15 protein-coding genes are annotated in these 18,068 nt (G+C 63.5%); 11 read left to right on the top strand and 4 right to left on the bottom strand.

Annotated features, from left to right (window positions below; all coding sequences use genetic code 11):
• Positions 1–188 precede the first annotated feature (188 nt).
• The 11 genes from hemC (at position 189) to cobA (ending at position 14,929) form a co-directional block, all read left to right on the top strand.
• On the top strand, positions 189–1,148 hold the full coding sequence (gene hemC, locus K3555_RS03175) for a hydroxymethylbilane synthase (RefSeq protein WP_260007361.1): 960 nt from the start codon (positions 189–191) through the stop codon (positions 1,146–1,148).
• Between the two features lie 691 nt (positions 1,149–1,839).
• Positions 1,840–2,766, top strand: coding sequence for a tyrosine-type recombinase/integrase (locus tag K3555_RS03170; protein ID WP_260007360.1), 927 nt, complete (start codon positions 1,840–1,842; stop codon positions 2,764–2,766).
• A 434-nt stretch (positions 2,767–3,200) separates the two neighbouring features.
• Positions 3,201–3,785, top strand: a complete 585-nt coding sequence (locus K3555_RS03165; protein WP_260007359.1) for an ANTAR domain-containing response regulator — start codon at positions 3,201–3,203, stop codon at positions 3,783–3,785.
• Positions 3,786–3,798: 13 nt separating this feature from the next.
• Positions 3,799–4,296 carry an ABC transporter substrate-binding protein gene (locus tag K3555_RS03160; protein WP_409201689.1) on the top strand — a complete coding sequence of 166 codons (498 nt, stop codon included), beginning with the start codon at positions 3,799–3,801 and terminating at the stop codon, positions 4,294–4,296.
• Between the two features lie 263 nt (positions 4,297–4,559).
• Positions 4,560–5,927, top strand: a complete 1,368-nt coding sequence (locus K3555_RS03155) for a CmpA/NrtA family ABC transporter substrate-binding protein (RefSeq protein ID WP_260007357.1) — start codon at positions 4,560–4,562, stop codon at positions 5,925–5,927.
• A gap of 76 nt (positions 5,928–6,003) precedes the next feature.
• A complete protein-coding gene (locus tag K3555_RS03150; RefSeq protein ID WP_260007356.1) occupies positions 6,004–7,077 on the top strand; it encodes an ABC transporter permease in 1,074 nt (357 codons plus the stop codon).
• 6 nt (positions 7,078–7,083) lie between these two features.
• A complete protein-coding gene (locus K3555_RS03145; RefSeq protein WP_260007355.1) occupies positions 7,084–8,766 on the top strand; it encodes an ABC transporter ATP-binding protein in 1,683 nt (560 codons plus the stop codon).
• A 4-nt stretch (positions 8,767–8,770) separates the two neighbouring features.
• Positions 8,771–11,212, top strand: coding sequence for a nitrite reductase large subunit NirB (nirB, locus tag K3555_RS03140; RefSeq protein WP_260007354.1), 2,442 nt, complete (start codon positions 8,771–8,773; stop codon positions 11,210–11,212).
• On the top strand, positions 11,209–11,541 hold the full coding sequence (gene nirD / locus K3555_RS03135; RefSeq protein WP_260007353.1) for a nitrite reductase small subunit NirD: 333 nt from the start codon (positions 11,209–11,211) through the stop codon (positions 11,539–11,541). The genes nirB and nirD overlap by 4 nt, the downstream gene beginning before the upstream one ends.
• A complete protein-coding gene (locus tag K3555_RS03130; protein WP_260007352.1) occupies positions 11,541–14,186 on the top strand; it encodes a nitrate reductase in 2,646 nt (881 codons plus the stop codon). Before nirD ends, K3555_RS03130 begins: the two co-directional genes overlap by 1 nt.
• Positions 14,183–14,929, top strand: a complete 747-nt coding sequence (cobA, locus tag K3555_RS03125) for a uroporphyrinogen-III C-methyltransferase (protein ID WP_260007351.1) — start codon at positions 14,183–14,185, stop codon at positions 14,927–14,929. Before K3555_RS03130 ends, cobA begins: the two co-directional genes overlap by 4 nt.
• Before the next feature lie 305 nt (positions 14,930–15,234).
• Here the strand turns inward: cobA and K3555_RS03120 are convergent, their stop codons facing one another.
• From K3555_RS03120 to hemF, 4 genes are all read right to left on the bottom strand, one after another.
• Positions 15,235–15,537 carry a hypothetical protein gene (locus K3555_RS03120; RefSeq protein ID WP_260007350.1) on the bottom strand — a complete coding sequence of 101 codons (303 nt, stop codon included), beginning with the start codon at positions 15,535–15,537 and terminating at the stop codon, positions 15,235–15,237.
• A gap of 57 nt (positions 15,538–15,594) precedes the next feature.
• The gene (locus K3555_RS03115; RefSeq protein ID WP_260007349.1) at positions 15,595–15,927 is read right to left on the bottom strand and encodes a hypothetical protein; all 333 of its coding nucleotides are present in this window, start codon (positions 15,925–15,927) and stop codon (positions 15,595–15,597) included.
• Positions 15,928–16,165: 238 nt separating this feature from the next.
• Complete coding sequence (locus K3555_RS03110) at positions 16,166–16,981, bottom strand: glycoside hydrolase family 25 protein (RefSeq protein ID WP_260007348.1); 816 nt, start codon at positions 16,979–16,981, stop codon at positions 16,166–16,168.
• A 180-nt stretch (positions 16,982–17,161) separates the two neighbouring features.
• Entirely contained in the window at positions 17,162–18,055 is an 894-nt protein-coding gene (gene hemF / locus K3555_RS03105) for an oxygen-dependent coproporphyrinogen oxidase (RefSeq protein ID WP_260007347.1), read from the bottom strand.
• Positions 18,056–18,068 lie beyond the last annotated feature (13 nt).

Genomic DNA, 18,068 nt, shown 5'->3' with positions numbered 1-18,068 from the left:
CGCTATCAATCGCCCGTATACATCGCCCTCTGAGGTCACGCCTGCGCCTCGGAATGTCAAGAGCAGGGGCGATGTGCCGCGCCCTGCCCCCAAGCGCCTTGTCCTATATCAAAGCCGCCTCCCCGGGCATGTGAGAGAGGCAAAAACCGGTTTCCTCCGGGGCGCAAACTGATTTAAGGCTTCTTCTTATGACACTGACCCTGCCCACCCCCGCTTCGCCCCTGAAAATCGGCACCCGCGGATCGCCGCTGGCACTGGCCCAGGCCCATGAGACCCGCAGCCGCCTGGCCGCCGCTTTCGGCCTGCCGCAGGAGGCGTTCGAGATCGTGGTGATCAAGACCACCGGCGACAATCAGGCACTGATCGCAGCGGACAAGCCGCTGAAAGAGCTGGGCGGCAAAGGGCTGTTCACCAAGGAGATCGAAGAGGATCTTCTGTCCGGTGCCATCGACATCGCGGTGCATTCGATGAAGGACATGCCGGTGCTGCAGCCGGAGGGGCTGGCGCTGGACACCTATCTGCCGCGCGAGGACGTGCGCGATGCGTTCATTTCCCCGTCTCTCAAATCGCTTCATGACCTGGCCGAGGGCGCGGTGGTCGGCACGTCATCCTTGCGCCGCCGCGCGCAGCTCTTGAACCGCCGTCCCGATCTGAACGTGGTAGAGTTCCGCGGCAACGTGCAGACCCGGCTGCGCAAACTGTCCGAGGGTGCCGCGGAATGCACCTTCCTGGCAATGGCCGGCCTCAACCGGCTGGAGATGGCGGATGTGCCTGCCACAGCGATCGAAACAAGCGACATGCTGCCCGCAGTGGCACAAGGCGCCATCGGCATTGAACGGCGCGCGGATGACAGCCGCGCCGCCGAGATGCTCTCAGCAATTCATGACGGCGAAACCGGCCAGCGCCTGGCAGCCGAACGCGCCTTTCTGGCGGCGCTTGACGGCTCCTGCGAGACTCCGATTGCGGGCCTTGCCGAACTCGACGGCCCCACCCTGCGCCTGCGCGGCGAAGTGCTGCGCCCGGATGGTTCCGAAGCGATCAACGATGATCAGACCTGCCCGGTGGAAGACGGTGCGGAATTGGGTCGGGAAATGGCGGCAAAGCTACTGGAGAAAGCCGGTAAGGGGTTCTTTGACTGGAAGGCCTGAAGCGAGGCTCTGCCTCGCGCTCCGGGATATTTGAGGCCAGAAGAATAAAGGATCCTCTCTTCATCTGGCTGAAAATATCCACCGTGATGCCTCGGTCACCATCTGGCCGCAACGATAGCATGGGCAGTGAGCGTTCCGATATTTGAGGTGTGCACGCTCTTGGCCCATGTGATTTCAACAGAGCAGCCGTCCGTCGCTTGCGCGGCGAATTCGGTCAGAGAGCCCATTGCGGACGTGCTGAGTTCTCGCTGCGCGCGCTCGCAGCGTGCCTACCCGCCGCACTGCCGAAAATCACCCGCTGCATAGCAAGAGGAAATGCAGTCATTCAGGCAAGGTGCAGCAATTCCGAAGCGCTGAATTTACCCAACCCGGTACAATCCTGACGTTCTCTGTACATGCAGACAGGCAACCCGCCCAAGTCTGCTTTAGGCACCAGGCACTAAATCGCTCCGCGATATGGGCGCCTGTGGCTGGCGTTGCGGGAAACCGGGATTTGCTTCGCGGATTTCGATGACGGGTGGGTGCTGTTGGCCGAGGTGATTTTGCCTCGGTTGACAGAGGGTTTCCCATGACCGTTCAGCAGTCCACACCGAGGGCACCCCTTCGCGTCCGGATGATTGCCGGTATACCGGCGCGCAATCTGGGACCAGCGTCTCAAACCAGCCACTTGCGGGGCTTCCAGCGGCATCTGATGGAAAGCGGCACCAGCATCTGCACCCGCAACCTGACCATGACCGGGGTGAAGTTTCTGTTCCGGGTGACGCTGCGGCGGCATGACCTGGACGCGGAGGTTTTCAGCCTCAAGGAGCCGGTGAAGGTGCAGCTGGTGCTGAGCGGAAACGAGGTCAAGCGCATCCTGGTCATGGCACCAAGCTTGAAGGCGCGTGTGATGCAATCGCTGGCCTATGGCTGCCGCCTGCGTGCGGGCGAGGTCGTCCGGCTGAAGGTTGGCGATATCGTGCCGGAGGCGCGTCTTCGACACGACGGCGCCCAAAACATCATCCGCATCGTGCAATCCAAGGGCCGCAAGGATCGCAACGTGATGCTGCCCGCCGGCATTCTGGGATTATTGCGGGACTGGTGGAAAGAACGTCCCACCGGTCAGGACACTGGCGTGCCCGGGCCTGATCAGGTCATTTTCCCCGGCTATGGCGGCAAGCACCTGTCTGCCCGTCAGAACTCGCGTTTGTTCAAGCAGGCGGCGCGGGCCGCGGGGATTACCAAGCCTGTGACGCTGCGCACGTCGTGTCGAAGACGCGCCTCTGGCACGCTGCGCCATTCTTTCGCAACACATCTGCTGGAGCGCGGCGTGGACATCCGGGTCATCTACTGCCCGGCAGACGATTGCCCAGCAATCGATGAGAGGGCGCAGATCTCGGAGGTTGAGAGCCCGCTCGATGATTCGGCACAGGCCAAGCGCAAGAAGAGTAAGAAGCGCAAGAAAGGCGCATCATCGACCGCGTTGCCTCTGCCAAAGCTGGAGGTCGCGGATATCTTCCGCGCCAGTGGTGCTGCGTACCGGGCAGCAAACAGGGGCCGCATCAGCCTCGGCCAGTTGAAGGTGATGAGCGCCATCGAGCGCTGCCGCACGGCGGCGCTCGGCGGCCCTGCCACGTGATGTGAAGACTGCGGGATGAATACAATGCCTGCAACTCTCGCCGGAACAGGCACTGTCCCAACTGGAAGGGCTGGCCCGGCCGCACGTCGCCGGGAAGCTACACGTCTTCGGCGGTCATGCCGGGCTTGTGGATCGCGCGGCCTTCGACGCGTTTCTGCGACCGCTGCGCCGGATTAACTGGGTCGTGTATGCCAAGGACCCCTTCATCGGACCCAGGGCCGTGCCGACGTGGCGTCCGAGGAACCTGCACATATCACCCTCTGCGAACTTCAAGCAGCCTCCCCTAGTCCGACGTTTGGCTGCCGCCAGTTTCTTTCTACCAAGCCAAAGGTTCAGGCTGTTCGCTTAAAATTTCGGCGTAAGCACGTTATCTGAAAATCGCGCCGCATCAGTGACCTTTACAGACATCTTCCGCCCTTTTCATGCTCTGCTGCATGCCCGACGCCCTGTCTATTGTTGTTGTAGAAACAGACCGCGAACGCGCCTTCATGATTGTGGGCGGGCTGCGGGAAGCCGGGGATTTCGACATTCAGGTCATCTCGGAACCTTCAGGCCTGGCACGCCGGATACAGGTGCGTGACCCGGATGTTGTCCTCATCGATATTGCAAATCCCTCGCGCAGCGTGCTGGAGGAACTGACGCTGGCATCCGGCCCCAAGGAACGTCCGGTGGCCATGTTTGTCGATCGCAGCGAGGACGGGCTGTCTGCTGCCGCGGTGGAGGCCGGTGTCTCGGCTTATGTAGTCGACGGGCTGCAGCCCGCCCGGCTGAAGCCGGTTCTGGACGCCGCGATCGCCCGGTTCCGGCTGTTTCAGCGGATGCGCACCGAGCTTGCCGAAGCCAAGCGCGCCCTGGAAGATCGCAAGGTCATCGACCGCGCCAAAGGCATCGTCATGAAGGCCCGCGGCATCGGCGAAGATGAAGCCTATGCGCTGCTGCGCAAGACCGCGATGAACCAGAACAAGCGCGTCGCAGACGTGGCGCAGGCGCTGGTCACCGCAGCAGGGCTGATGGCATGAGCACGACACGGGGATCCCTGCCGGCTATGTCCCGCTGACCGATCCGGCGCCGCTGATTGCCGCGCAGGAATTGGGCGTTGCCGCCGAACAATGGCTGACGCTTGAGCTGCACCGCGCGCCTTCCTGGCCGTCGCTGCGGGATATGCTGGCCTTTGGCAAGGTAGACACCGCCAAGATTCTCGCCCCGGTGCCGATAGCTGCGGCGCTTGGCCTTGGTAGCGTCAGCGCGCCCTTGTCCGCGCTGCCGGTGCTGCCCGTCAATGGCACCGTCATTGGTGTCAGCAGCAGCCTGGGCCGCGGGACGGCACTTGCAAAGGCCATGCAGGTACTTCGCAGCGATCTGTACCGCAACGCCCTGCTCGGGACCAGCGCCGGCTTGCCCGGCGCCCCTTTGACACTGGAAGGCGCAATCAGCGCCCTGCTGCTGGCAGCGGGAGAATCGGCAGCGGTCAGCCTGTTGCAGAACCGGTTCTTCGATGGCCGCGTTTTTGACCCCCAGGCCGCGGACTGATGAAAAAGCAGGCAGCTTTCCGGATCATCATGCTGCAACGCAGAATTTCTTGCTGCATGAGCAAAGAAATCTTTGCCGCCTTGCTCCTCCTCCGGCAGCCTGAGGTCAGACAGGCAACGGTGCCTGACTGAGAATTTTCCCGAAGACCGGGTTTCACTGAGCAAAGCCGCTCGACCCACCGCCACTCCTCCCGGCGGTGCGTGTCAGCGGCTTTTTTTATTCGGCCTTCGGGCCGGACACAGCAAACAAAGGAAACCGACCCGATGAAGAAACTGATCCTCGCCTTGACGGCCACAACCGCGCTGACCGGGCCGGCTCTGGCTGACATGCCCGACCTGGAAAAAGACGTTCTGACCTTCGGTTTCATCAAGCTCACCGACATGGCGCCGCTGGCGGTAGCCTATGAGCAGGGGTTCTTCGATGATGAGGGGCTGTTTGTGACCCTCGAAGCGCAGGCGAACTGGAAGGTGCTGCTGGACGGGGTGATAGATGGCACCCTGGACGGCGCCCATATGCTGGCAGGCCAGCCGCTGGCCGCGACCATCGGTTATGGCACCAAAGCCCGCATCGTGGCCCCGTTCTCGATGGATCTGAACGGCAACGGCATCACCCTGTCCAACGAGGTCTGGGAGATGATGAAGCCGAACCTACCGGCAGACGCCGGCGGCCAGATCGCGCATCCGATTTCCGCCGCCTATCTGAAGCCGGTGATCGAGGATTTCAACGCCAAGGGCAAGCCGTTCAACATGGGCATGGTGTTCCCGGTCTCCACCCATAACTATGAACTGCGCTACTGGCTGGCGGCTGGCGGTATAAACCCCGGCTACTACTCGCCCGAAAACGTAACCGGCCAGATCGGCGCCGAGGCGTTCCTGTCGGTGACACCGCCGCCGCAGATGCCTGCCACATTGGAGGCGGGCACCATCTCCGGCTACTGCGTGGGGGAGCCGTGGAACCAGCAGGCCGTGTTCAAGGGCATCGGCGTACCGGTCATCACCGATTACGAGATCTGGAAAAACAACCCGGAAAAGGTGTTCGGGATCACCGCAGAGTTTGCCGAGGAAAACCCCAACACCACCCGCGCCGTAGTCAAGGCGCTGATCCGCGCGGCCCAGTGGCTGGATGAAAACGATAACGCCAACCGTGCGGAAGCGGTCGAGATCCTGTCGCGCCCGGATTACGTCGGTGCCGACCCGGAGGTGATCGCCAATTCGATGACGGGCACCTTTGAATACGAACCGGGTGACACGCGCGCGGTGCCGGATTTCAACGTGTTTTTCCGCTACAATGCCACCTATCCGTTCTATTCGGACGCGGTCTGGTATCTGACCCAGATGCGCCGCTGGGGCCAGATCGCCGAGCCCAAACCCGACAGCTGGTATGATGAAGTCGCGCGCTCGGTCTACAAGCCCGGGATCTACCTGGAAGCGGCAAAAATGCTGGTGGATGACGGGCTTGCCGATGCTGCGGACTTTCCCTGGGACAGTGACGGATACAAGGCCCCGACCCCGGCAGAGGACATCATCGACGGCATCCCCTTTGATGGCAAAACCCCCAACGCCTACATCGACAGCCTGCCGATCGGCCTGAAGGCCGGCCAGACCGTCGCCGGCGGCGCCGTTCAAGGCTGAGCCCGGACGGGTGCGCGGCGCGGCAAGCCAAGGCCGCCGCCGCCCTGCCGCAGTATTCCTCGAAAAGGATCCCACCATGACCACCATCGACCCCGACACGCTCAGCTCCGAGGCCCGCCGCGCGCGGCTGTTTACCCGGATCAACAAGCTGGACGCCTGGTTTCAGGTTTTTGGCCTGGCCTGGATCACCCCGGTTCTGAAAGCCGCTGCAGGAGACAACCCCAAGGCGCAGATGAAGGAAATCTGGCGCCTGTTGGCGGTTCCCGTCATCGCGATTGCGGCCTTTCTCCTGCTCTGGGCCGCGATCGCCCCCAAAGTACAAACTTCGCTGGGGGCGGTCCCCGGCCCTGCCGCTGTCTGGACTGAAGCCGTGAACCTGCACAGGGATGCGCAGGCCAAAGCCGCCAAGAAACTGGCCCACTACAAGAAGGTGGAGGCCCGCAATCAACGCTTTACCGACCGCGGCCAGCCGGAACGGGTCAAGGACATCCCCTATACCGGCGCGCCGTCCTACTATCAGCAGATCTGGACCTCGATCCAGACCGTGTTCTTCGGCTTCCTGATCGCCTCTGCTGTGGCGATTCCACTGGGAATCCTGGCTGGTCTGTCGCCGGTGGCCAATTCGGCCATCAGCCCCTTGGTGCAGGTCTTCAAGCCGGTATCGCCTTTGGCCTGGCTGCCGATCGTCACCATGATCGTCTCGGCGCTGTACGCCACCAACGACGGGCTGTTTGCCAAGTCGTTCCTGGTCTCCGCCATCACCGTGACGCTGTGTTCGCTGTGGCCAACACTGATCAATACCGCGCTGGGAGTGGCCTCCATCGACAAAGACTTGGTGAATGTCTCCAAGGTTCTGAAAATGAACACCTGGACCAAGATCACCAAGCTGGTGCTGCCCTCGGCCCTGCCGCTGATCTTCACCGGCCTGCGGCTGTCGCTGGGGGTCGGCTGGATGGTGCTGATCGCGGCCGAAATGCTGGCGCAGAACCCCGGGCTTGGCAAATTCGTCTGGGACGAATTCCAGAACGGCTCCAGCCAGTCGCTGGCCAAGATCATCGTCGCAGTGCTGACTATCGGCATCATCGGCTTCCTGCTGGACCGGGTGATGTACGCGCTGCAGTCGCTCTTTACCTTTTCGAACAACAGGTGATTCGCCATGAGCGTTCTTGAGTTCAAAAATGTCTCCAAAAGCTTTGGTGAAGGCACCGCCCGCACCGATGTCCTGAACAATATCGGCCTGGAGGTTGAGGAGGGCGAGTTTCTTGTCCTGCTGGGCTTCTCCGGTACTGGCAAGACCACGCTGATCAACCTGATGGCGGGGCTGGAAACGCCGTCGCAGGGCACTGTCACCTTCAGGGGCAAATGCATCTCCGGACCCGGACCCGAACGCGGCGTGATCTTCCAGAACTATTCGCTGATGCCCTGGCTGACGGTGACCGGCAATGTCGCGCTTGCGGTCGACACGGTCTTTCCCGGTATGGCAAGGGCGGAAAAACAGGCCAAGGTGGACCACTACGTGAAAATGGTCGGCCTGGGCCACGCTGCAAACCGCCGCCCGGCGGAACTGTCGGGGGGGATGCGCCAGCGGGTCAATGTGGCGCGGGCGCTGGCAATGGACCCTGAGGTGCTGCTGCTGGATGAGCCGCTGTCAGCCCTGGATGCGCTGACCCGCGCAAACCTGGCGGATGAGATCGAGATGATCTGGCAGGCGGACAAAAAAACCTGCGTGCTGATCACCAATGACGTGGACGAAGCCATCCTGCTGGCCGACCGCATCATCGCGCTGAACCCCGACGGCACGCTTGAGGCGGCCTTCAAGGTTTCCATTCCGCGCCCGCGCGAGCGGTCCGCCATGAACAGCGACGAGACCTTCAAGCGCCTGCGGAGGGAAGTGACCTCCTGCCTGATGGATGCAGGGATCGAGGCCAAAATCAAAAGCACCAGAACCCTGCCGGATGTCATTCCGGTCCACGGGCTGCCTGCGGCAGTGGCCGAGGCATCTAAGTCGCTGACCAAAGAACGCTTTCTGGAATTCTCGCAGCTGCACAAGATCTACCCCACGCCAAAGGGGCCGCTGACCGTGGTCGAGGATTTCAACATCAAGATCAACAAGGGCGAATTCATCTCGCTGATCGGCCATTCGGGCTGCGGCAAGTCCACGGTTCTGACCATGGCGGCGGGACTCAATCCGATTTCCAAGGGCGCGATCAAGCTCGACCGCAAACACGTCGAAGGGGCCAACCCGGAGCGCGCCGTGGTGTTCCAGTCGCCAAACCTGTTCCCCTGGCTGACCGCGCGGGAGAACTGCGCCATCGGGGTCGACAAGGTCTATCCCAAGGCCAGCCAGGCCGAGCGGCAGGAAGTGGTGGAATACTATCTGGAGCGCGTCGGCCTGGGTGATGCGATGGACAAACCCGCAAACGCCATGTCGAACGGCATGCAGCAGCGGGTCGGCATCGCCCGCGCCTTTGCGCTGTCGCCCAAGCTGCTGCTGCTCGATGAACCCTTTGGCATGCTCGACAGCCTGACCCGCTGGGAGCTGCAAGAGGTGCTGATGGAGGTGTGGTCCCGCACCAAGGTCACCGCGATCTGCGTCACCCACGACGTGGACGAGGCGATCCTGCTCGCTGACCGGGTGGTGATGATGACCAACGGCCCCCAGGCCACCATCGGCAAGATCACCGACGTCGGCCTGCCCCGCCCCCGCACCCGCAAGGCGCTGCTGGAGCACCCGGATTACTACACCTTCCGGCAGGAGGTGCTCGATTTCCTAGAAGACTACGAGCACGGGGCGAAACCCAAGCCCAAGGCAGCCGCAAACCAGATTGCAGCGGAGTAAAGACATGACCCAGAAACTCGTCATCATCGGGGCCGGCATGGCCTCGGGCCGGGTGATCGAACAATTGCTCGATGCCGGCCCCAGCGCCTACGATATCACCCTTTTCAACGCCGAGCCGCGCGGCAATTACAACCGGATCATGCTGAGTCCGGTGCTGTCGGGCGACAAGACCTATGAGGAGATCGTCACCCACTCGGATGACTGGTACGCGCAGAACGGCGTGACCTGCCGGTTTGGCGAGCATGTGGTGAATATCGACCGCGAGTTGAAAGTGGTCGAAGGAGAGAACGGGCATGTTCCGTACGACAAGCTGATTATTGCTACCGGCTCTGCACCCTTCATCATTCCGGTGCCGGGCCATGACCTGCCAGGGGTGATCACCTACCGCGATCTGGACGACACCAACGCGATGATCGGCGCGGCAGAGAAAGGCGGCAAGGCGGTGGTGATCGGCGGCGGCCTTTTGGGTCTGGAAGCGGCAGCGGGCCTCAAGGAGCGCGGCATGGAAGTGACCGTGCTGCACCTGATGGGCCATCTGATGGAGCGTCAGCTTGACGAGGCGGCGGGCTATCTCTTGCGCAAGGATCTGGAGGCCCGCGGCATCACCGTGAAAACCCAGGCTTCGACCAAGGCGATCCTGGGCGAAGGCCGCGCCCGGGCGGTGCTTTTGGAAAGCGGCGAGGCACTGGGGGCCGATCTGGTGGTGATGGCGGTCGGCATCCGCCCGGAAACCCGGCTGGCCAATGACGCGCATCTGAATGTGGCCCGCGGCATCGAGGTGAACGCGCAGATGCAGACCTCCGACCCGGACATCTATGCAGTGGGCGAATGCGTGGAGTTCGACGGCCACCTGTTCGGCCTTGTGGCACCGCTTTACGATCAGGCCAAAGTGCTGGTGGACAGCCTGCTTGGCCACCCGAATGCGTTCGTCGTCAAGGAGCTGGCCACCAAGCTCAAGGTCACCGGCTGCGACCTGTTCAGCGCCGGGGATTTCGCCGAGGGCGATGGGCGCGAGGATATCGTCTTCCGCGACCCGGCCCGCGGCATTTACAAGCGGCTGGTGATCGAGGACGACCGGCTGGTTGGTGCCGTGATGTACGGCGACACCGCCGACGGCAGCTGGTTCTTCGGGCTGATCCAGGGCGGTACGAACATCTCCGGGATGCGCGAGACGCTGATCTTCGGCCCGGCCTTTCAAGGGGGCGCCTCCGCGGACCCTCTGTCAGCCGTTGCAGCATTGCCGCCTGAGGCGGAGATTTGCGGCTGCAACGGCGTATGCAAGGGGCAGATCACCAGCGCCATCGAAGGCGGCGCCACCGATCTGGGCGCAATCCGCGCACAGACTAAGGCCAGCGCTTCCTGCGGCACCTGCACCGGGCTGGTGGAACAGCTGTTGTCGGTGACGCTGGGCGACGGTTACGCCGCCCCCTTGGCCCAGCCCATTTGCGGCTGCACCTCCCACCCCCACGAGGACGTCCGTCGTCTGATCAAGTCGCAGGAGCTGAAAAGCCAGGCCGCAGTCTGGCAGGAACTGGGCTGGACCACCCCCAACGGCTGCCACAGCTGCCGCCCGGCAGTGAACTACTACCTGCTGGCCGACTGGCCGCTGGAATACCGCGACGACCCGCAGAGCCGCTTTGTCAACGAGCGCAAGCACGCCAACATCCAGAAGGACGGCACCTTCTCCGTGGTGCCGCGAATGTGGGGCGGCATCACCACCCCGGAGGAGCTGCGCGCCATTGCCGATGCTGCCGACAAATACGCAGTGCCGACGGTCAAGGTGACCGGCGGGCAGCGCATCGACCTGCTGGGCGTGAAGGGCGAGGATCTGCCCGGCATCTGGTCTGATCTGAACCGTGCCGGGCTGGTCTCGGGCCATGCCTATTCCAAGGGGCTGCGCACGGTGAAGACCTGCGTCGGCACCGACCATTGCCGCTTTGGCACGCAGGACAGCACCGGCCTTGGCATCAAGCTGGAAAAACACCTGTGGGGCTCCTGGACGCCGCACAAGCTGAAACTCGCGGTCTCCGGCTGCCCGCGCAACTGCGCCGAGGCGACCTGCAAGGACATCGGCGTGGTCTGCGTCGACAGCGGCTATGAGATCCACGTGGGCGGCGCTGCGGGCATGGAGATCAAGGGCACCGAACTGCTGTGCAAGGTGAACAGCGAGGACGAGGCGATGGAAGTGATCTCGGCGATGACCCAGATCTACCGCGAGAATGCCAAGTACCTGGACCGGATCTACAAATGGCTGGACAAGGTCGGCCTTGACTGGGTCAAGGAACAGATCGTCGAGGACGCGGAGAACCGCAGGGCGCTGGCAGACCGGTTTACGCTGTCGCAATCAATCTACCGCAAGGACCCCTGGGCCGAACACGCACAGAACAGCACCACTCGGGCGCAATACGCCCCCCTTGCCAATCTCACACTGGAGGCTGCGGAATGAGCTGGATCGACATCGGCCACATCAGCGACATCCCCCTCCACGGCGCGCGGGTGGTGAAAACACCCGTCGGCTGCGTCGCCCTGTTCCGCACAGGCGAGGAGGAGGTCCTTGCTGCCGACGACCGCTGCCCGCACAAAGGCGGCCCGCTGTCCGAAGGCATCGTGCATGGGCAAAGCGTGACTTGCCCGCTGCACAACTGGGTGTTCGACCTCAACACCGGCGTAGCGCAGGGCGCCGACGCGGGCCGGATCGAGACCTATCCGCTGCGCGTCGAGGCCGGCCGCCTGCTGATCGACGGTGCTGCCGTCGGCAAGCGGAGCGCGGCGTGATGGCGGGCGCCGGCTGCAAGGAAACCCACTCCACCTGCCCCTATTGCGGCACTGGATGCGGCGTGCTGCTGCGCCCGGACGGCATGGGCGGGCTGACGGTGCGCGGCGACCCGGATCACCCGGCCAACCGCGGGCGGCTCTGCTCAAAGGGGCTGGCGCTGGGGGAAACCGTGGTGCCGGAAGGCCGCCTGCTGGCGCCGCGGGTGAACGGGCAGGACACCGATTGGGACAGCGCGCTTGATCTGGTTGCCGCCAAGTTCCGGCAGGCCGTGGAAAAGCACGGCCCGGACAGCGTCGGTTTCTACCTCTCCGGCCAGATGCTGACCGAAGACTATTATGTCGCCAACAAACTGATGAAGGGCTTTCTTGGTTCCGCCAATATCGACACCAACTCGCGGCTCTGCATGGCCTCCACCGTGGCCGGTCACAAACGCGCCTTCGGCTCCGACACGGTACCGGGCACCTATGACGATCTGGAGGAAGCGGATCTGATCGTGCTGGTCGGCTCCAACCTCGCCTGGTGCCACCCGGTGCTGCACCAGCGCATCCTTGCCGCGCGCGAGGCACGCGGCACCAAGCTGGTGGTGATCGACCCGCGCCGCACTGCCAGCTGCGACCAGGCCGACATGCATCTGAATCTGCGGGCCGGCAGCGATGTGGCGCTGTTCAACCGCCTGCTGGTGGCGCTTCACGAAGGCGGGGCGCTGGATGCGGGCTATCTAAGGAATGTGAATGGGCTGGACGAGGCACTGGACGCGGCCATTGCGGATGATGCTTCTGTCACCGGGCTGTCGGAGGCTGAAATCGCCGGGTTCTGCAACCTTTGGATGCGCACGGAAAAGGTGGTGACCATCTTCAGCCAGGGGGTGAACCAGTCCACGTCCGGGACAGACAAGGTGAATGCGATCCTGAACTGCCATCTGGCCGCCGGCCGGATCGGCAAGCCCGGCAGCGGGCCGTTTTCGGTGACCGGCCAGCCCAACGCCATGGGCGGGCGCGAAGTGGGCGGGCTGGCCAATATGCTGGCCTGCCACATGGATCTGGAAAATGAAAACCACCGCGCGGCTGTGCAGGAGTTCTGGGGCGCTCCCGCGATGCCGGACCGGGCGGGCCTGAAGGCTGTCGACCTGTTCCGCGCCGCAGGCGACGGGCGGCTCAAGGCGCTCTGGATCATCCACACAAATCCCGCCGTCACCATGCCGGAGGCCGATGCCGTCTCCGCCGCCATCAAAGCCTGCGATTTCACCGTGGTCAGCGATATCACCGCCGCAACCGACACCGCCCGGCTGGCGGATGTGCTGCTGCCCGCCGCTGCCTGGGCGGAAAAGGACGGCACTGTCACCAATTCGGACCGCACAATCAGCCGCCAGCGTGCCGTTCTGCCGCCGCCCGGCCAGGCCCGCGCCGACTGGGACATTCTGGCAGACGCAGGCAGGCGCATTGGCTGGGGCGCGGCGTTCGGCTATCAGACACCAGCAGAGATCTTCCGCGAGCACGCAGCGCTGTCCGGCCTGGCCGGCAGCTTCGGGCTGGACTTCGACATCTCCGGTCTCGCCGCGATCTCCGGCGAGGACTACGACGATCTGCTCCCGCAGCGCTGGCCGGTCAACCGCAGCCGCCAGGGCGGCCGTTTCTTTGCAGACGGGCAGTTCTTTCACCCGGACGGCAAGGCCCGCATGCTGCCGGTCCGCTGCTGCCCTCCGGCGGCCGCACAGAGCCGCCGCTACCCGTTCCGCCTGAACAGCGGCCGCATCCGGGACCAGTGGCACACGATGACCCGCACCGCGCTGGCGCCGCGCCTGTCGGGCCACCTGGCAGAGCCCTTTGCCGACATCCATCCGCAGGACGCCCGGGCGCTTGGGGTGAAACCTGCGGATCTGCTGCGCCTCAGCAGCCCGCATGGGCAGGCCATCCTGCGCGCCCGGATCACGGCAGATGTGCAGCCCGGCGATCTGTTCGTGCCGATCCACTGGACCGGCGAAACCGCCCCCGCTGCGCGTATTGACAGACTTGTCGCCGCCGCCGTCGATCCGGTTTCGGGACAGCCCGAAAGCAAGGCCACGGTTGTTGCGGCGGAACGCTGGCAGCCAGCTTGGTACGGGTTTGCAGTCTCGCGCCTGCCGATGACGCCGTTGGCGGACTACTGGGCCATGGCACGCACCAAAGCCGGGTACCGTGCAGAACTCGCCGGGCTGGCCTCCCTTGCGGAACCGGAGGCCGCCGCGCGGGACCTGTTCGCCCTTCCAGAGGCCGAAGTGCAAATGATGACAGACAGGTGCAAGGGCATTGCCCGGCTGGCCCTGATTCAGGATGGCAAGGTCATGGCCGCATTGTTCACCGCGCCGGAACCGGTGGCGGTCAGCCGGGATTACCTGGCCGGCCTGCCGGGAACCGGCGCGGCAGGCGTGCTGACCGGCCGTCCCGCAGCGGACCAGCCCGACCCCGGCCCGGTGGTTTGCGCCTGCTTCAGTGTCGGGGCCAACACCATTCTGCACGCCATTGAATACGGCGGGCTGATGAGCGTTGCAGACATCGGCGCCGCCTTGCAGGCGGGCACAAACTGCGGCTCCTGCCGCCCTGACATTGCTGACTTGCTGGCACGGCGCCCGATCCGGCAAGCCGCAGAACAGGACGGTTCCGAATGACAGATTCTCCGGCAAATCAAACCGCACCGGGCACGCTTGCCCTGGTCGGCGCAGGCCCCGGCGCACGCGACCTGCTGACGCTGCGCGCGATGCAACGGCTGCAGCAGGCCGACACGGTTTTCTACGACCGCCTGGTTGATGAGGAGGTCCTGGAACTGGTCCCGTCTGCGGTCAAACGGGTCTTTGTTGGCAAACACGTCGGCGCCCACGCCTGGCCGCAGGACAGGATCAACGCGGTCATTGTGGCAGAGGCACTGAAGGGCCGGCGTGTCGTGCGCCTGAAATCGGGGGATCCCGGCATCTTTGGCCGTGCTGCCGAAGAACTGGCCGCCGCCCGCGCGGCCGGAATTGCAACGGAAATCATACCCGGCGTGACCGCCGCCTGCGCTGCCGCGGCGCAGACGGGCCTGCCGCTGACTGAACGTGGCGTGTCGGACACGCTTGTGCTGACCACCGCCAGATGCAGGGCCGGAGACCCTCTGCCCGACTGCGCCCGGTATGCAAAGCCCGGAACCACAATTGTCTTTTATATGTCGGTCGGACAGGCCCCCCGGGTCCGCGACGGGTTGCTCCGCCAAGGCATGCCTCCCGCCACGCCTGTCACGATAGCTGTGGATGTCACCAAGCCGGGCGCACGGACAGTGTCTTGCGGTCTCAGCACGCTCTCGGAAACCATAGCTCAGCATGGGATCTCTGGCTGCGCAATAATTTTCATAACATGTCCCAAGCACAGGTCCGGGTAAGGCTCCCGCTGGCAGCAAGGTCATGTCGGCAAAGGCCGCAGCCAGACCAGGATTGAAGTGACGCCGACGACCTTCAGAAAGCTCTCGGCTTTCCTACTCCAGCGGGTTGCGATCCTGCGGATGTTCTTGAGTTTGTTAATGCACTGTTCGACCCGCCTTCGGATCAGATACAGAAAACTGGCAACAACGATGCATCTCCAGAACCAATGCATCGGGATTACCGGGCGTATCCGCACCTTGCACTTGGTTGTCTTAATTCCGCATCATCACTTCGACGTCTTGCATCTCGTACGCAGCCGGCGCGGTCAGAACGCAGGCTGCCGGTATTCCTGTTTCTTCGTGAGCATCGCCGAGACGGCCCGAGCGGCCTTGTTGGCCATTGCTGTTGTTGCCAGTCGGAATGGTTTGTCTGCGATGATCTTCGCGGTCCACAGACCGGCCTTTTCTGGCGAACGTTTCGCCATCACAGCGCGCGTTGCCATCCCTACGGCCAACAGCTTGCGAATGCAGCGATCACCCTGCTTCGTGATCTTGCCCATGGCAATCATGAATACGCCATAGGCCAACAAGATGCCGGTAAGATAAGGGGCGGGCAATGCAGCCTTCATTTCCCAACAGCTTACACGACCAGATCTGATAGCCACTGACAGGTTTGTCTGCGCTCCTTACCAGATCATGTGCATCGCTGCGAACGGCCGCAGCCGCGGTTTTGCCGCACAGCAGTGATTTGACGCCTGCCGCTCTTTGAGCACGGTATTCATGATGACGATCAGTTTGCGCATGATGGCGGTGAGGGTCGTTTTTGTTGGCTTGCCGCGCGCCTTCAACTTGGCTGCAAAATTGCGGATCTCCGCATTGTTGCCCAGGGCGGAAAGCGCCGCCGTATAGAGACTGGCGCGTACATCCTTGCGCCCGCCAGATGCATGACGGCGGCCCTGACAGTGGCCGGGATCCTTTGCAAATGGGGCCAGATCGCCGCGGCGGCGGCGAAGGCCCATCTACCGTTCGGATGGCCGGACATATGGCGCGGCGGCTGGCGGGATATTTTACCACCGCAATGCCACCGGTTTCAGGTCTTTCCAGGGATCGCCCGCCCGCCGCCAGTTCCCCGGATGGCCACCCGGAAAACCGGCCGCCCTCAATCTGGCACAGGCCGCATCAACGGCAATGACAAACACTTGATCCTGAGGATAAGCGCCCAAAGCGCGAGGGGGCAAAGCCCCCTTGCATCACGCATCAAATCTGGCCCGACCACCTGAGCCAGCTTTCCGGGCTGCCGCGGAAGGTATTGAGGTCCACGTCGCCCGCCACCCCCGGCACCTCGCCGGTGCCGGAATACTGCCAGAAGCTCCAGCTTTCGCCCGGGTAGACCTTGCGCGGATGGCCCGCGACCGAACGCAGCCAGAACTCGGTGCCGCTGAGGCGCCCGATGCCGGTGTCGCGGTAGAAATCCACGGTGGTGTAAACCACCGGGCGCTTGCCGTAGTGACGTTCAAGAATGTTCAGGAACTTGCGCGCCTCGGCCCTGACCTTGGCGCCGTCGGGCCGTGTTCTGCAGGTGCGGGAGCGGTGGTTCCACTCCATATCCAGCACCGGCGGCAGCGCGTTTGCATCCTTTGGCACATTGCGGATGAACCAGCGCGCCTGCTCGGCCGCGGGTCGGCAGAAGTAATAATAATGATAAGCGCCGCGTTTCAGCCCCGCAGCACGCGCGCCGCGCCAGTTGTCGCGGAACATCGCGTCGGTGTGATCGCCGCCCTCGGTGGCCTTGATATAGGCGAATGAAACGCCGGAGCGGCGCACCCTGCGCCAGTCGATCTCTCCCTGATAGCGCGACACGTCGATGCCGTGCACCGGATAGGACCAGGGCTTGCGCCCCTCCCACGCATGCGGATCACGGTCGCCGAACCGGGGATATGTCCGCAACCCGGACAGCCGCCCATTGGCAGGCTCGGTGCGGGTGACTTCCGGCGCCTTCACCGCCCTGTCCGGCGGCCCGCCGCACCCCGCCGCCAGTGCCATTGCCAGAATCCCCAGAACCAATCTGCGCATGTGATCTGCTCCCTGCCTCGCCTCGTGAAAAACTGCTGTTTTCTTTGCCTGTTGTTTTTCACCTTAGCGCAGGGTGGCGCAAAGTCGCGCCTGAAGGCGGGAAACCAGCATAAATCCGCCGCAGAAAGAAACGCGCCGCTTTGCAGGCGGCGCGTTCAGTTTGTCACAGCTGCGGCTGGCTCAGACCCATTTCGCCAGGGGCGGCAGGCTCATCAGCACCGCGTTGGCGTCATGGCCGGTTTCCAGCCCGAATTTGGTGCCGCGGTCATAGACCAGATTGTATTCAGCATAGAGGCCGCGGTGGATCAGCTGGGCATCCTTGTCTGCCTCGGAATACGCCTGCACCCGGCGTTTTTCGACCAGCGGCACAAAGGCCGGCAGAAAGGCGCGGCCAATATCCCGGGTCAGGGCAAAATCCGCCGCCCAATCGCCAGAGCATTGGTCGTCCATGAAGATGCCGCCCACCCCGCGGGCGCGCTTGCGGTGGGGGATGTAGAAATACTCATCCGCCCATTCTTTCAGCCGCGGATACTGATCTTCCCCATGCGGATCCAGATGCTGCCTCTGCTGCCCGTGAAAATGCGCGGTATCCTCATCGTATTCAATGCAGGGGTTCAGATCCGAGCCGCCGCCGAACCACCAGGCGTGCGGGGTCCAGAACATCCGGGTGTTCATATGCACCGCCGGCACATGCGGGTTGCGCATATGCGCCACCAATGAGATGCCCGAAGCCCAGAACCGCGGATCGTCCTTCATCCCCGGAATGCCCTTGCGCGCCGCCATCGCGTTTTGCGCCCGTTCGCCAAGGGTGCCGTACACCTCGGAGATATTGACCCCGACCTTCTCAAACACCCGGCCGCCGCGCATCACGCTCATCACCCCGCCCCCCGCATCTGATCCGTCATCCGACGTCCGCGTGGTCTCTGTCACCTCGAACCGGCCCGGCGCCATGTCTGCAAACGGGCCTTCGCTGTGGCTGTCCTCCAGCGCCTCGAACGCCGCAACGATCTGGTTACGCAGGTCCCGGAACCAGGCAGCAGCCTGGGCCTTTTCGGTCTTCATCTCAGCAGTCATACGGGGTCTTTCT

The sequence above is a fragment of the Leisingera sp. M527 genome (assembly GCF_025141525.1).
In the GTDB taxonomy this organism is placed as follows: domain Bacteria; phylum Pseudomonadota; class Alphaproteobacteria; order Rhodobacterales; family Rhodobacteraceae; genus Leisingera.
This window is presented reverse-complemented; position numbering and strand designations above follow the sequence as displayed.